Annotated in this window: 11 protein-coding genes; 1 reads left to right on the top strand and 10 read right to left on the bottom strand. The window is 42.4% G+C overall.

Annotated features, from left to right (window positions below):
* Nucleotides 1–33: 33 nt before the first annotated feature.
* The 10 genes from NIES592_RS04175 to NIES592_RS04125 all read right to left on the bottom strand — a co-directional run bounded on the left by NIES592_RS04175 (nt 34) and on the right by NIES592_RS04125 (nt 12,929).
* Entirely contained in the window at nt 34–1,566 is a 1,533-nt protein-coding gene (locus tag NIES592_RS04175) for a hypothetical protein (RefSeq protein ID WP_073555015.1), read from the bottom strand.
* 247 nt (nt 1,567–1,813) lie between these two features.
* Nucleotides 1,814–3,367: a TolB family protein gene (locus NIES592_RS04170; protein ID WP_073555309.1), complete on the bottom strand. Its 1,554-nt coding sequence runs from the start codon at nt 3,365–3,367 to the stop codon at nt 1,814–1,816.
* A gap of 65 nt (nt 3,368–3,432) precedes the next feature.
* Nucleotides 3,433–4,206: a TIGR03943 family putative permease subunit gene (locus tag NIES592_RS04165; protein ID WP_073555014.1), complete on the bottom strand. Its 774-nt coding sequence runs from the start codon at nt 4,204–4,206 to the stop codon at nt 3,433–3,435.
* Nucleotides 4,207–4,258: 52 nt separating this feature from the next.
* On the bottom strand, nt 4,259–5,305 hold the full coding sequence (locus tag NIES592_RS04160) for a permease (RefSeq protein ID WP_062242666.1): 1,047 nt from the start codon (nt 5,303–5,305) through the stop codon (nt 4,259–4,261).
* 541 nt (nt 5,306–5,846) lie between these two features.
* Complete coding sequence (locus NIES592_RS04155) at nt 5,847–6,545, bottom strand: Uma2 family endonuclease (RefSeq protein WP_073555013.1); 699 nt, start codon at nt 6,543–6,545, stop codon at nt 5,847–5,849.
* A 282-nt stretch (nt 6,546–6,827) separates the two neighbouring features.
* Nucleotides 6,828–8,396 (bottom strand): photosynthetic/respiratory NAD(P)H-quinone oxidoreductase subunit D1, encoded by a 1,569-nt coding sequence (gene ndhD1, locus NIES592_RS04150; protein ID WP_073555012.1) that lies wholly within the window; start codon nt 8,394–8,396, stop codon nt 6,828–6,830.
* Between the two features lie 246 nt (nt 8,397–8,642).
* On the bottom strand, nt 8,643–10,739 hold the full coding sequence (locus NIES592_RS04145) for an NAD(P)H-quinone oxidoreductase subunit 5 (protein ID WP_073555011.1): 2,097 nt from the start codon (nt 10,737–10,739) through the stop codon (nt 8,643–8,645).
* 418 nt (nt 10,740–11,157) lie between these two features.
* On the bottom strand, nt 11,158–11,544 hold the full coding sequence (locus NIES592_RS04135) for a thioredoxin family protein (protein WP_073555010.1): 387 nt from the start codon (nt 11,542–11,544) through the stop codon (nt 11,158–11,160).
* 180 nt (nt 11,545–11,724) lie between these two features.
* Entirely contained in the window at nt 11,725–11,958 is a 234-nt protein-coding gene (locus tag NIES592_RS04130; protein ID WP_073555009.1) for a hypothetical protein, read from the bottom strand.
* Nucleotides 11,959–12,212: 254 nt separating this feature from the next.
* Nucleotides 12,213–12,929 (bottom strand): NnrU family protein, encoded by a 717-nt coding sequence (locus tag NIES592_RS04125; protein ID WP_178379471.1) that lies wholly within the window; start codon nt 12,927–12,929, stop codon nt 12,213–12,215.
* Between the two features lie 212 nt (nt 12,930–13,141).
* On the opposite strand from NIES592_RS04125, the gene NIES592_RS04120 reads away from it, so the two are divergent.
* Nucleotides 13,142–14,161: a LysR family transcriptional regulator gene (locus tag NIES592_RS04120; RefSeq protein ID WP_062242646.1), complete on the top strand. Its 1,020-nt coding sequence runs from the start codon at nt 13,142–13,144 to the stop codon at nt 14,159–14,161.
* Nucleotides 14,162–14,175: the final 14 nt, after the last annotated feature.

The raw sequence follows: 14,175 nt of genomic DNA, 5'->3' as shown, positions 1-14,175 counted from the left end.
TTCTTATTTTCATCCTTCATCCTTCAGCCTTATTCATTGAGTATTAGGGCGAAAATTTGGCAATTCTACAGATGCTAGAGACTTTCGCCCTTTAGGTGGTCGTTCTGGATAAAGCAGTGGTGAGGGCGATTTAGAAGTCTCAGTAGACTGTGACAATGACGGGCGTAATGGTGACACGTCTAACCAGAAATCCTCATTTTCTTCAGAATCTGTATCAGCACTCGGTGAAATGACAATTATTGGTTCTTTTTTATCTTCAACGGGTGTAGCAACTGTTTCCCAAATGGGTGTGACAAGTTCATCATCACTTTTTGCATCTTCCATATCTTCTACATTTTTTTCAACAGAGGTTAGTGATGCAGATGTATTTTGGGCTGCAAAAAATAGCTGAATTAAGTTTTCTACTTGCTCGTCCAAACTTAAGGAATCAGAAGATGAAACTACCTTTGGTTCAGTTGCATCATCAATTTCTGGCTTGGTAGTTGATTGCTCTGATGTCAATATACTTTCTGGAGATGGAGTGTCAGCAGTCGATAATTGATCAGAACTGGAGTTATCCCAAGTATTTGAGGTTGATGAAGAAGATTCTAGCCAGAAACTACTTATATCCTCACAAGGAGAATCTAGTTCTGCTGACCAAGGTTGAATTGGTTGTTGGTTGGTAACTAAAGAATGAGTCCGTCGATAATTTCTAACTTGTCTGTCACTTACATCGTTGGCATCAGCATGATTATTTATAGAATCATAACTATGAACTGGTGGTGTTTCTAGACATTTTTCTAGAGCTGCTTTGAATTGTAATGTCTGGCGTTGTTGCCGCATTAATCGAGTACGCAATTCTCGACAAGAATTTTCTGATTGTAATAGCTGGTGGGATTGTTCATTATATTTAGTTTGAATTAAGGTACATTCTCGTTCCAGCAGAGCAAGACGTTGTTGGGTAATTTCTAGCTGTGCTTTATAGTTCTCTATGGCAGTTTCTTGATTTTGAACTGTTTGGAGTGCAGTTTCCAATTGTTGAAATAGGGATTGTATTTGTTCTTGAGCAGCAGTGAGTTCTTGAGTTTGTTGGTTAAGCATAGCCTCTGCGACAGCAGAACGCTTTTTCTGCCATTGCAAAGCTGCTTCTGACTCAGACAGAGCAGTTGTTAAACCTTCTACTTGTTCATATAAATTATTGTTGGCAGAACGCAATTCTTCATTTAATGCCAAAAGTTGTTTAAATTCAGAATCAATCTGTAGTTCCTTTTCTTTTTCAGGCTCCGCAACCCAATCTAGTTCAGGCTCTAACTCCTCTAGCTGCTGCTGATTTAACTCTAATACGCATTGAGAATTACTAATTACCTCTATTTGTTGATTCGTTTTGGTCATTGAGTCTTGACAAGATGCATTTTCCTGACACTGCTTATCTTCTGCTGGTGCAAACAACGGCAATTGCGAAATTGTTCTGTTTTCAACAGGCAAAACAGAATAAAAAGGACAACTTGCTTGTTGCGGTTGCGACGCATTAGCAGGATCTACGGGTTCAATAAAAGCCCCGTTATTTGGGGTGTCTGCTTCATTCATGACTTTTCACCCACCAGCTTAAACTTATTGATTGGTGACTGCGGTAGTATTACATATAAATGCTGTCTTATCAAAAATCTACTCCATAAGGCAAGTTTGTCACCTCCCCAAGGAAAGTCATTTATGATTATTTTGTTATAACTTTTCGCTACCCAAGAATAGGAAGATTGCCAAACATCAACGAGAAAAAATTTTTCTCCTCACACCCCTGACACTCCTCCACCCCCTCTACTTCACCATCTCCTCATCATGGCAACCAACGAGGATAAAACCCTGTTAAAGGGAGTTGTTCTGGTTTAAGGTCTGCGCTGGCCTGAGCGTCGGCTATTGGTAATAATGGCATTAACCACAGGTTGCTAGTGGCAATTGTCTCTCCATCATCAGTTGTCAAAAAAGGTGCGTTTGGTGTTGTGGTTGGGTTGGTTTGGGTCTGAATCTGGTCAAATAATAAACCTAAGCCATCAGGAGATAAACTCATCTGGACGTTTCTTTGGTCGGGACGTAGCACAAATAATGGTTTCTGTTCCCCCGTTTTGATATCAATTGCAATTAAATATGGTTGTTCTTGATAATACTCTCCAGGCAGTAGCTGTGTTAGCAAACAATAGAGTGTGGGGGAGGCAGCATCAAATTGACAATTAACTATAGAACCTGTGGTGGATAACAGTTTTTTCTGAACCCCCTGGTTAGTGACTAAAAACAAATCCCGTGTATAATCCGTATTAAACTTAACCATTGCCGCTTGAGAACCATCCCCGGAAAAGGCTTGTACCAAGCCAAATTGTGGGAAAAAATCTAAGGGCTTAGTGCCATCTTTTTGTAGAGGTAAGATAGCTGTTCCCTGACCTTGGGCGATGGCTACAGCTTTACTGTCCGGTGTAATCATAAAGTCTCCCCCGGGTTGACTTTGCAAGCGTTGAGGAGTCGGTTTTTTATCAGAACCATCACTGGTAACTGGCATGAACCACAACCCAAAGTCACCAGGATTGTCTTTTTTCCCCCTCTGAACAACAATCGTTTGCCCATCAGGCGATACATCAAATTTCAAGTTTTGATATTCTTTATTGTCTAAAAGCAAGTCTACTTTAGCTGCTGGTTCTGTTTTGGTTTGATGGGGCGTACTAAAGCCAGTTGTGACTGTGTACAACTGCGCTGATAGTAAATCTTGACTATCGGCGGGGCGAGCCGAGAATAATATTTTCTGCCCATCTGGAAATGGCTTAAAGTCGGTAACGATTAAATCCTTGGGGGTAAGTATCTTTTTTTGTTCTTGGGTTAAGTTGTAAAGAACTAACCTTCCTTGATCTTCATTGCTAGCCCCGATATAAAGAATCACGCGATCGCGTGTGCTAAATGTTGTTTGAAATGGTTGTATGGTTTTATTAGTTTTTTCTTGGGTAGCAAATTTGTCTTTTGCCCCTTCTAAGCTCACTTTATAAGTTGTCCCATAGGGTGCTGGTGTGATGAAGCTATAACCCATGCGTCGCCCCGCCCAACTGAATGTACCTGCTAAGGGAGGCTCTATTTTCAAATTTTCCTCTACGCTTTTCGTATCCATAGGACGACTAAAAGTAAGGACAAAGGCTTTGTACTCTGAGCCAATTTTTTGGTTTTGGGTGGTGAAATTAGTCACAGATATATCTTTTTCTTCACTTTGTAAGTGCTTCCAAGTGAATTCGCGGACACGAACTCTGACTACATCACCTTGGGATATGATTAGCCCAATTACCAAAATCAGCAGTAACATTAATGCGATCGCAACGCGATCTAAGGGTTGCAAAAAAGATTTTTTAGTAGTCATTTGTAATTTGTTGATTGTTGATTTTTGGTTGTTGGTTGTGATTACAAACAACTAATAACTAACAACTAATAACTATAGGGATTTTTTGGTTGGGGAATTTTTTTCAGGGAACTGGCAGCAATGGTAAGTTGACGTTTGTCTGCGATTTTTTCTGTGGTCATTTCTCCCTCTACTTCTAGCCAGGTATCAGGTGGATACTGATCGCGGGTTTCTTTTAGTTTGACTGGTAATCCTACAGGATAAGCATCAGCGGCGCAGCAAGTCAGAACAAATCGCGCCAAAAAGAGATATTCTTTTCCTAAATCTGGTGGATGGATGACAAATCCCTGTACCTTGACTTTATTACCTTGATATCTATCGGGTTCTGGATAGACGTTGAGCATACGTACCCAGTCTACGAGCGATCGCTGCTCAGGAGCAACAGAGGCACGGAACGCTTGCGGTTTGACGCGTGTAGAACCTAATAATTCACTGAAATCTCGTTGCAATGCTTTATCACTGGCAAATACTTGTGGTGTAATGATAAATCCCAACACCGCTGCCACTAACAGCAAAGTGCTACCCCATCCAGGAGGAAATAAATTGATGTGTTGAAAGTTAGCAGTTACTTCATAGCGACGTCGCTGCCAAGTTTCTTTAATTTTGAAAAAACTGATAATTAGTAAGCCGAATGCGGCTGTAACTACTAATCCAAAATAATTAGGATGAATTAACAAATTCAGTTTGTTAGTGAGCCAGTATTTTAATAGCAAAATACCCCAAGCAGTAATTGCTAGGATATCAAGCCACGAAAGTAACAAATTTTTAAGTTTAGATTTGGAATTCGCGATTCTTGTCATTACTCTAGAGCCAAGAGTTTATTCATTCACAATTGATCTTTAGGCAAGTTTTTTAAATAAAGTGTAAATTTAGTATCAAAGTGAACAAAAAAGTTAATAGTGCTGCTAAACCAAACAGGTAAAAAATAGCTCTGGGTTGAAATATTGTTAACATCAATCCCACACCTTTAAGATCAACCATTGGTCCAAATACCAAAAATGCCAATAAAGAACCACTTGTAAAAACAGAGGCAAAAGACAGAGCAAAAAAAGAATCAACAGTAGAACAAATTGAGACTACAGCCGCCAATACTAACATGGCAGTAATTGAACTAATGGGGCCGGAACCCAAACTAAGAATTAATTCGCGAGGTGCGAGAACTTGAATCGCAGCTGCGATCGCACTACCAATTACCAGTACTGCTCCCAATTCTCGCAGTTCTTGCACGGTATTTTCTAACACTAATCGGAGTTTCGCTCCTAAGGGTTTACTCTGAGGAGAATTTGCAGATGTGGCTTCCGCAGCAGTTTCCAACCGTGTAATTTGCCCTGCTCCTAACAAAAACGTTCCAGACTGTAATAAAGTCGGTACACTTGCTTGCTGCTGTGCTGGGGAAAGTTTCGCACGGCGTTTTGTTTGTGCAGTGGGGGGTGGGTTAAATTTCAAGTAACGAGCAAGCGCCGGTTGAACTATGGGAGTCAGGTCTTTTTGAAAACTAAAGACGAAGCCAATAATAGTTGCAATTGATAGGGAAAACACTACTCGTAATACTACTATTTCTGGCTGATCGCGAAATGCTGTCCAAGTTGCCCAAATCACAATCGGATTAATTGTTGGTGCTGCAAGCAAAAAGCCGATGGCTACTGATGTGGGCACTCCCTGCATCAATAAGCGCCGTGCTACTGGCACGTTACCACACTCACAGACAGGAAACAAAAACCCTACCATACTACCGACTAAAGCCCCTAGTAGGGGATTTTTAGGCATTTTGTCTACCAATTTGCGCTCATCGACAAAAAATAGCAGCAAGCTGGAGAATAATACTCCCAACAGCAAAAAAGGCATCGCCTCGACTAGCAGACTCAGAAATAGAGTAAAACCATTGTTAAGTTTATTCATGGGCGTCGCTGTCAAAAGCGGTTTTCAGTTATAAGGTTCTGCCAAGTCATTTTATCGAAATGGGGATCAAAAACAGGTAAAGACTGTATAAGCGCTCATCAAACATTTAGTTCATAATTAGTTTGTATGATTTGTTTTGAAAGCTGGCAAACCATTACTGGTGATAAATAATTATTTCGATTTGGGTTTGTCTACTGGTGATGAATCCTATTCCTAGATAGCTGAACTACAAAAATGGTTCCAATTTTAGAACTTAAATACTTGCCAGCACAATTTTTGATTACATTTTTTTATAATTAAATTCAGTTTGCTTGATATGATGCTGTATTCTATGCTTTTTTATCAACTATTCATAAGTTTGTTTAAGATACGGGGATCGCCCTTAGGTGTAAGTTATGTAGACAAGAGGGTGTTTCTGTAAACTTGTGATTTGATCTTTTACTATAAAATTATTAAAATCGCAAGACCAAAAAGGAACAAAATAATTTAGGTAGATATAAATAAACAGAAAAGCTTCTGCAACCAAGAGTCTTAGCAAAGCTTAAGTTAAACTTTCTGGATCTATACCCAATGCTTTTAGCCGTTCCGCCAGCATTTGCGCTCGTTGTTCTGCTTCTAGGCGGCGTTGTTCTGCTTCTTGAATATGTTCTTCTGGTGTGAGCAATCTTTGGCCTTGCTCATCATACCAGTACAACCACTCCCGTGTAATACCTTGATAAGTTCCCCGTTCTCTGCCAATTCCTAAACCAATTTCGCTTAGCCAAACTGGGTTTCCTGGCTGCAAAATATATTCACCATTCTCTAAGCGATACACCTCTAGAGGTGGTTTCTTACGACGACGGGGATTGTATACCACGTAGTATAAAATCTCAAATTCTGCGTAGAGTTCTTTTTTAGTAGTGTACTCGCCCCGATACTTGTGAGAAACAACTTCCAACACTAAAATGGGTAGTTTTTTCTCTTCCCACAGCACATAACTTAAACGCAAATCTTCATCAATGAAGCGCTGAACTCCCAAGCTGAGAAACCCATCAGGGACAATAGCAGGTTGATTCGGGTCATAATAAATACCCATATCAACCCCAAAGAACCAATCCCAACGATCTGACCACAGCAAAGCCAGTATTGCTTTTAATAAGCTAGGAATTAAATCTTGTAGTTCGTTATCCACAGGTGTGTCGTCAGAATCGGGCAATTCCTCAGAAGAGGGTAAGCAGTTTAGGGGGTTGTACTCTAACATGGGAGATTTGCAGAATTAAGATTCTACTATAGATTGTAGAGAAAGATTCTAGATGATTTGATATGAGTAGTGATCGCACTATCACCAACAGAAAATAAAGCACGAAAGTTTTCTGCACGTTCATCCTTAAACTCTCCGTTCCTCTGCGCTTACCTTTGCGAGCCTTTGCGTTTAAAATTATTTTCCAAATAGTTTTTATTCCTGAACTAGCACACAAAAAAGGGCAGGCATAGAACCCGCCCCTAAATCATCACTAAAGGTATAAACTTTATTTGTTTTACCTCATTCAATCTCCGGCGCACTTAACGATACTTCCGGCGTATTTTGCTGTGCTAATGAAGGTACTGCATCACGCAATCTTTCTGTGAGCTGTACTGTTGTAGCATCGTAAACCTGAGTCAAAATTTTGGGATATAAACCAATGCCAACAATTGGTACTAACAAGCAAGCAATAATAAAGATTTCGCGGGGTTCGGCATCGATAAGTTTTTGATGAGAAACTAATTCCTTGTTTTCTTCACCATAGAAAATTTCCCGCAGCATGGACAGCAGATAAATCGGCGTTAAAATCACACCAATTGCCATCAAGAAGACCACGATTATTTTGAAAGTGGAACTATAGGCGTCGCTAGTGGCAAAACCCACAAAGACCATCAATTCTGCCACAAAACCACTCATTCCCGGTAATGCCAAAGACGCCAAGGAACAAGTCGTCCACATAGCGAAAATCTTACCCATTTTCTTACCGACACCGCCCATCTCATCCAACATTAGAGTGTGTGTGCGGTCGTAAGTTGCTCCCACTAAAAAGAATAAACTCGCCCCAATCAACCCGTGGGAAACCATTTGCAGCATCGCCCCATTCAAACCCAAATCTGTGAAGGAAGCAATACCAATGGTGACAAAGCCCATGTGGGAAATCGAAGAGTAGGCAATTTTCCGCTTGAGGTTACGCTGGGCAAAAGATGTCAAAGCAGCGTAGATGATGTTAACTACCCCCAAAATGACCAATACAGGCGCGAAATAAGCATGGGCATCAGGGAGCATCTGGGCATTCATACGAATTAAAGCGTAACCACCCATTTTCAGCAGAATACCAGCTAGCAACATATGCACAGGGGCTGTAGCTTCACCATGGGCATCTGGTAGCCAGGTATGTAGTGGGAAGATGGGTAACTTGACGGCGTAAGCAATCAAGAAAGCAGCATACAGCCATAGTTGTAAGTTCAAAGCGAAGTTTTTCGCCGCGAGCGATCGCATATCAAAGGTGACTGTATCGCCGTAAAATGCCATTGCTAGGGCAGCTATCAAAATAAACAGTGAACCACCCGCAGTGTACAAAATAAATTTGGTCGCTGCGTATTGGCGTTTTTTACCTCCCCAAATTGCCAGCAGCAAGTAAACCGGAATCAATTCCAGTTCCCACACCAGGAAAAACAACAGCATATCCTGAACGGCGAACACAGCAATTTGTCCGCCGTACATCGCCAACATTAAAAAGTAAAACAACTTCGGCTTCAGTGTTACAGGCCAAGCTGCCAAAATCGCCAGTGTAGTAATGAATCCAGTCAAAATAATTAGGGGCATAGACAAACCATCCGCCCCTACTGACCAATTCAAATCCAGTTGTGGAACCCAAGGATAACTCTCAAACAATTGCAAATTGGGATTAGAGAAGTCATACCCAAGGTAAAAAGCAGTAACAATTAGTGCAAAATCTATCAGCCCAACGATGAGGGCATACCAACGTACCGTTTTGCCGTCTTTATCTGGCAAGACGGGAATGAGCAGCGATGCTGCTATCGGTAACAGGATAATTGTAGTCAGCCAGGGAAAATTAGCTGTATTCATTGAAGTCGCTCTCAAGGTTCGGCTATCTGCTACTAGCTATTAACTAGCAGTTTTTTCGTGATCTGGTTGTTATTTGTTAGGTTGATTTAACAAAAGTCAAAAAATATGAAGGCAGGTGAACTGATTGCCCTGCCTTCATCTAAGTTACACAAACTTGTTGGTGAATTTGTTATCGGTTACGAGTAAACAGTTATCAAAACTCAACACTAGAAACCGATAACTGATAACTTATAACTGACCACTGTATTAAGTGACACCAAAGAAAATCACTAAACCCAATACGGCAGCGAAAACAATCAAAGCGTAGAATTGGGCACGACCGTTTTCTAGGTATTTCAAACCTTCACCACTAACCAGGGTGAAAAAGCCTGTGAGGTTAACAGCACCATCAACAACCCGGAAGTCAACTTCCATGACTTGTCTAGCTAGGCGACGCAAGCCGAGGACAAACACTTGGTGGTAAATGTCATCAAAGTACCACTTGTTGAGGGATAGCTCATAAAGTGGCTTAATTTTGGCAGCGATCGCCACCGGGTTGATTTTACCCCACAAATACATCAAGGAAGCAATAGTAATACCAATGAGGGAAATTCCCACCGAACCACCCGCCATGACATAAAATTCCTGCGGGTTAAATTCAGCAGCTTTTACCAAAACTTCTTCGAGGGTTTCATTGGGAGAGTAAATAAACTCCTCAAAGTAGTTAGCAAAGGGTGTCCCCACCAAACCAATTAGCATTGAAGGAACTGCCAATAACACCAAAGGTAGGGTCATTGTCCAGGGTGACTCGTGGGGATACTCACTATGACCATGACCATGATCGTGGTCGTTGTGGTGTCCAGTGTGGGCTTCTAGTTCTCCTTTGGTCATTGCACCAGGGCCAAAAGCTGGAGTTCTTTCAAAGCCCGTAACAATGGCCATGCCAATCGGAGACTTGAGTTTTTTCCACAACTGGGTTTTGTTGCCCCGGAAGTTACCTTCAAAGGTGGTGAAATACATGCGGAACATATAAAAGGCGGTAATTCCAGCGGTTAGCCAGCCAACGCCCCACAGCAGTGGGTTAGAGGCAAACGCCGCACTGAGGATTTCGTCTTTTGACCAGAAACCAGCAAAGGGCGGGATACCAGCAATTGCTACACAACCAATAAAGAAGGTAATGGCTGTAATTGGCATATATTTCCGCAGTCCACCCATTAAGCGCATATCCTGCGCCAAGTCGGGGTCGTGACCTACAACTGCTTCCATGCCGTGAATTACCGAACCAGAACCTAAAAACAGCATCGCCTTAAAGTAGGCGTGGGTCATCAGGTGGAATAGTCCAGCGCTGTAAGCGCCTACTCCCATAGCCATCACCATGTAACCGAGTTGGGAAATGGTGGAGTAAGCCAAGCCCTTTTTGATGTCGTTTTGGGTAATGGCAATGGTTGCCCCTAAAAAGGCAGTGAATGCCCCAGTGTAGGCAATTGTGTTCATTGCCGCCGGGACGTGTTCAAATACGGGGTACATCCGGGCAATGAGGAAAACGCCTGCTGCCACCATGGTTGCTGCATGGATTAAGGCAGAAATGGGCGTGGGGCCTTCCATCGCATCTGGTAGCCAGACATGGAGGGGAAACTGGGCAGATTTGGCTACGGGACCCAGGAAGACTAAAATCGCAAATAGGGCTGCCAGTATATTGCTGAGAGAACCCGTGTGGACGAGTTCAGCAAGGCGATCGCCCATGATTTGAAAATCAAAGCTGCCTGTTGCCCAGAATAGTCCTAGAATCCCCAATAACAAACCAAAGTCACCCACGCGGTTAGTGACAAAGGCTTTTTGGGCTGCGTCTGCTGCGGATTTGCGATCGTACCAGAAGCCGACCAGCAAGTAGGAACACATCCCTACCAGCTCCCAGAAGATATAAATCTGCACCAAGTTCGGGCTGACTACCAGACCCAACATTGACGAGCCAAATAAGCTGAGATAGGCATAAAACCTGACATAGCCAGGATCATGAGCCATGTAGCCATCAGTGTAAACCATGACCAGGAAGGCTACCGTCGTCACAATCACCAGCATTAAAGCTGTCAAGTGGTCAATGGTGTAGCCCATACTCAAGTGAAAATTGCCAGCCGCTGCCCATTCTAGGGTGCGGGTGTAAGGTGCGTGTCCTTGCAGTTGGCTCCACAATATGGCAAACGACAGCCCCATAGCCGCTCCCATCAAGGAAATAATCAACGCGGCATTGAACTGTCGTAGGCGGTTCGTCACCTGATTTAAAGAGATTAATCCCAGCCCTACCAGCGTTGCCCCGATAAGGGGCAGTACCGGAATTAGCCAGGCATATTGATAGATTACTTCCATCACTGACGCCTACTTATAGAATTCTTCATGAGAAAGGACAAAGGATGAAAGAATGCACTAGTTGCAAATGGCTGTTGAGAGTGCCAATAAAGAGGAACTTTCACGCCTTATGTTATGGCTAAGTCTGGTCTTTTGGGAACAGTACAAGTCTCTACATAAACAAGCAACCAAACATCTTTTCATACTTCAACTTACCCTGCAAAAAGCCGCCCTAATGGGCGTCTACATAACTTCAACCTTTAGTTGACTAATTTGTCGGATCTGTTAATAATTGTGACACACACCCTTGAGGATAAAATACCCCACCTGATACTGATTAGGTGGGGTATTTTAAATATGGTTTTAGATTTTGTCGTTGGTCATTGGTCATTTGTCAATTATTCTTTGTTGAAATTCAATGACAATTGACCCTTGACTATTATGCTGAACGGCATCCTAAATCCGCTGCTGTGGGGGTGTTGTACGGATGGGAAGACTTGTCATAGCTGAGTTTGATTTCTTCCAATGCTTGCAGCAAATCTTCACGGCCGCGAAAACCTTCCAAACGACGTCTGACAATACCGTTTTCGATCAACAGTAAAGTTGGTAGTGATTTGAGCCGATATCTGGTAGACAACTTAAAATTGTCGTCGGCATTTATATCAACCAATTTGATTTTCTCGTTGCATTGAGCTTTGAATTGCAACAGTAATGGGTGTATGATGCGGCACAAACCACACCAAGGAGCTTCAAAATTTACTAAAACAGGAATAGGGGATTCTAAAACTTCTTGAGTAAATGTCCGCTCACTAACCGACAACACCATGATGCCTCTAATACTATAGGGTTTTTATATCTAACTTGCTATCAGCACAAGGGTAGCGTAAGCTCAGTAACTGCTGATAGATGCCCTGGTAGGCATAAAAGAAGGTACGCAATCTTTCCAGCCTTGATTTTGGTGAGTTTGCTGCTGGCAAATAAGCTAATGTAGCATTCACAGTGGCATTTAGGGGTCTGGAACTCCAACGGCTGCCTCTGTTGGGGAGGGAAAGTTAGTAGGCCAGAAGCTACAACGCTTTGCTTGGGGATTCCCACAGTAGTGGGTTTGGGGAGGATAGTAGTGTACCATGAGCAGCACTAATTTGGGGGTTTGCCCAGTTGTAGCAACTGCGTAGACCCCGCACCCAACCTCTGCCTCTCTTACACAGTAAGGCGTTTCCGTAAGGGTAAGAGTAAGCATAGGGGCGTTTTCCCGCTTTTGCGACCTGTCCGTAGGGAAAACCTCTAACGCACTGGCTCTGTTCGATATCACTTACTTCCAATTGATGACTATTGACCAGCAACTACAAGGACAAAATCTCAAATTAATTTAACCCACCCCCTCCACTGAACAGCTATTTCCATTCATCCTACATTGATTTGGTAATAACAGATGAGCCTAAATCCTCATCGGTTGTCTATCTTGTGCTGTTGTAAATAGGGTTTGAGTCCAGACTACCATTGTACCTTACTAGTCGCCACCAATAAAAGTGGATGCGACCACCACAATAGCAGCACAAATATAGCAACTCCAATATAAGCAGGACGAAGGAATTCTTGCCACCGTAGAGATTGACGTCCATCTAAAATCGCTGCAAAGGGAATAATGCTAGTGCGCTGTTTTACTGCCATAAAAGCCTCGCCATAACGCCAACCAAGACGGCGATCGCCATGCCATACCCCAAAGGCGTGATGTAAAATCAAACCCAAAGAAGTAACTAGAGTAAAAGTTGTACCTAACCACAGAGTATGAGCAATACACCAAATTATCTGTCCGACCATTTGGGGATGGCGAGTAATGCGAATAATTCCTGTTTCATAGAGGTGGACTTGGGGCTTTTGAATGGCAGCAATTTCTAGTAGATTGAAAGTAGCAGGATACAAAAATAAAAAAGAAATTGCCGACAGTACCCAAACCAATGGTTTTATCCAAGGTAAACTTTGGACTTGCCAAAGTTGTAAACCATCATAACGATGGTTAAAAAAGTAAATAATCAAAGTAACAGCCAAAGGTAAACTGACTAAGGCAAAGATAATCCGGTAAACTCGTGGGCCAATATATTTTTCTGCCCAAGGTCGCAAGGCGGCTCCGCCGCTATGAGCAATTGCAAAACCAAATTGTAATCCCAACATTATAAAATGACTGGGGGTCAACCACGGTGGCAGCATCATATACACAGGTGAAGTAATTTAAAGAAAACTTAATTCAGTACAATCAATACCACAAAGTATTCAAAGGGGGACTTGAGTCAAGATGTTGTGTTAATGTCTTTTTCGGATAAATTCTCCGATTTTAATATTCAACAATTAATGTCCAGCCAGAATACTATGAATTGCTGGTTTTTTGCTAATGCTGCTCCTTTCTTGTCTGTGGGTTGAGCCTTATGTCTGACCTTCCATTCACACTAGATCAGTTACGGATTCTGAAAGCGATCGCACAAGAAGGGAGCTTCAAGCGCGCCGCTGATAGTCTCTATGTTTCCCAACCTGCCGTAAGTTTGCAAGTGCAAAACTTAGAACGGCAATTAGATGTTCCCTTATTTGACCGTGGAGGACGTCGTGCTCAATTAACCGAAGCAGGACATTTACTCCTGAATTACGGAGAAAAAATCCTCAGTCTGTGTCAGGAAACCTGTCGCGCTATTGAGGATTTACAAAATCTCCAAGGCGGTACATTAATTGTTGGTGCTTCCCAAACTACCGGCACTTATCTTTTGCCCCGGATGATTGGGTTGTTCCGACAAAAATATCCTGATGTGGCAGTACAATTACACGTCCACTCTACCCGCCGCACTGCTTGGAGTGTAGTAAACGGACAAGTTGATTTGGCAATAATCGGTGGTGAAATTCCCGCGGAATTGGCGGAATCTTTAGAAATTATTCCTTACTCAGAGGATGAATTGGCACTGATTTTACCTGTATTCCATCCTTTTAGCAAACTGGAAACCATCCAAAAAGAAGACTTATATAAATTACAATTCATTGCCCTTGATTCTCAATCAACAATCCGTAAAGTCATAGATCAAGTGTTAGCACGTCATGATATTGATACACGGCGTTTAAAAGTAGAAATGGAACTCAATTCGATTGAAGCAATTAAAAATGCTGTGCAATCTGGTTTGGGAGCGGCTTTTGTTTCTACTTCCGCCATTGCTAAAGAATTGCAAATGGACGTGTTACATTGCGCTCCCATTGAGGGTGTTGTTGTCAAGCGGACACTGTGGTTGATTTTTAATCCCAATCGCTATAGATCCAAGGCCGCAGAAGCTTTCAGCCGGGAAATTTTACCCCAGTTTGCTGCGCCTGGATGGAATATCGATGTGTTAAAATCTCCACAAAATCATCGGAGCTTAGCTATCAATACCACACTGGAATTAGACACATCCTCCTCAGATGAAAGTTAAGATTTAGTCATCTG

Source organism: Fischerella major NIES-592 (assembly GCF_001904645.1).
Classification (GTDB): domain Bacteria; phylum Cyanobacteriota; class Cyanobacteriia; order Cyanobacteriales; family Nostocaceae; genus Fischerella; species Fischerella thermalis.
Note: the sequence above shows the minus strand (reverse complement) of the source record. Positions and strands in the feature narration are given on the sequence as shown.

Bases quoted from the DNA above. Each gene is read 5' to 3' on its own strand.
- NIES592_RS04160 (WP_062242666.1), bottom strand. From the start codon at position 5,305: ATGAATAAACTTAACAATGGTTTTACTCTATTTCTGAGTCTGCTAGTC.
- NIES592_RS04165 (WP_073555014.1), bottom strand. From the start codon at position 4,206: ATGACAAGAATCGCGAATTCCAAATCTAAACTTAAAAATTTGTTACTT.
- NIES592_RS04125 (WP_178379471.1), bottom strand. From the start codon at position 12,929: ATGATGCTGCCACCGTGGTTGACCCCCAGTCATTTTATAATGTTGGGA.
- NIES592_RS04170 (WP_073555309.1), bottom strand. From the start codon at position 3,367: ATGACTACTAAAAAATCTTTTTTGCAACCCTTAGATCGCGTTGCGATC.
- NIES592_RS04135 (WP_073555010.1), bottom strand. From the start codon at position 11,544: ATGGTGTTGTCGGTTAGTGAGCGGACATTTACTCAAGAAGTTTTAGAA.
- NIES592_RS04155 (WP_073555013.1), bottom strand. From the start codon at position 6,545: ATGTTAGAGTACAACCCCCTAAACTGCTTACCCTCTTCTGAGGAATTG.
- NIES592_RS04145 (WP_073555011.1), bottom strand. From the start codon at position 10,739: ATGGAAGTAATCTATCAATATGCCTGGCTAATTCCGGTACTGCCCCTT.
- NIES592_RS04175 (WP_073555015.1), bottom strand. From the start codon at position 1,566: ATGAATGAAGCAGACACCCCAAATAACGGGGCTTTTATTGAACCCGTA.
- NIES592_RS04120 (WP_062242646.1), top strand. From the start codon at position 13,142: ATGTCTGACCTTCCATTCACACTAGATCAGTTACGGATTCTGAAAGCG.
- ndhD1 (WP_073555012.1), bottom strand. From the start codon at position 8,396: ATGAATACAGCTAATTTTCCCTGGCTGACTACAATTATCCTGTTACCG.
- NIES592_RS04130 (WP_073555009.1), bottom strand. From the start codon at position 11,958: ATGCTTACTCTTACCCTTACGGAAACGCCTTACTGTGTAAGAGAGGCA.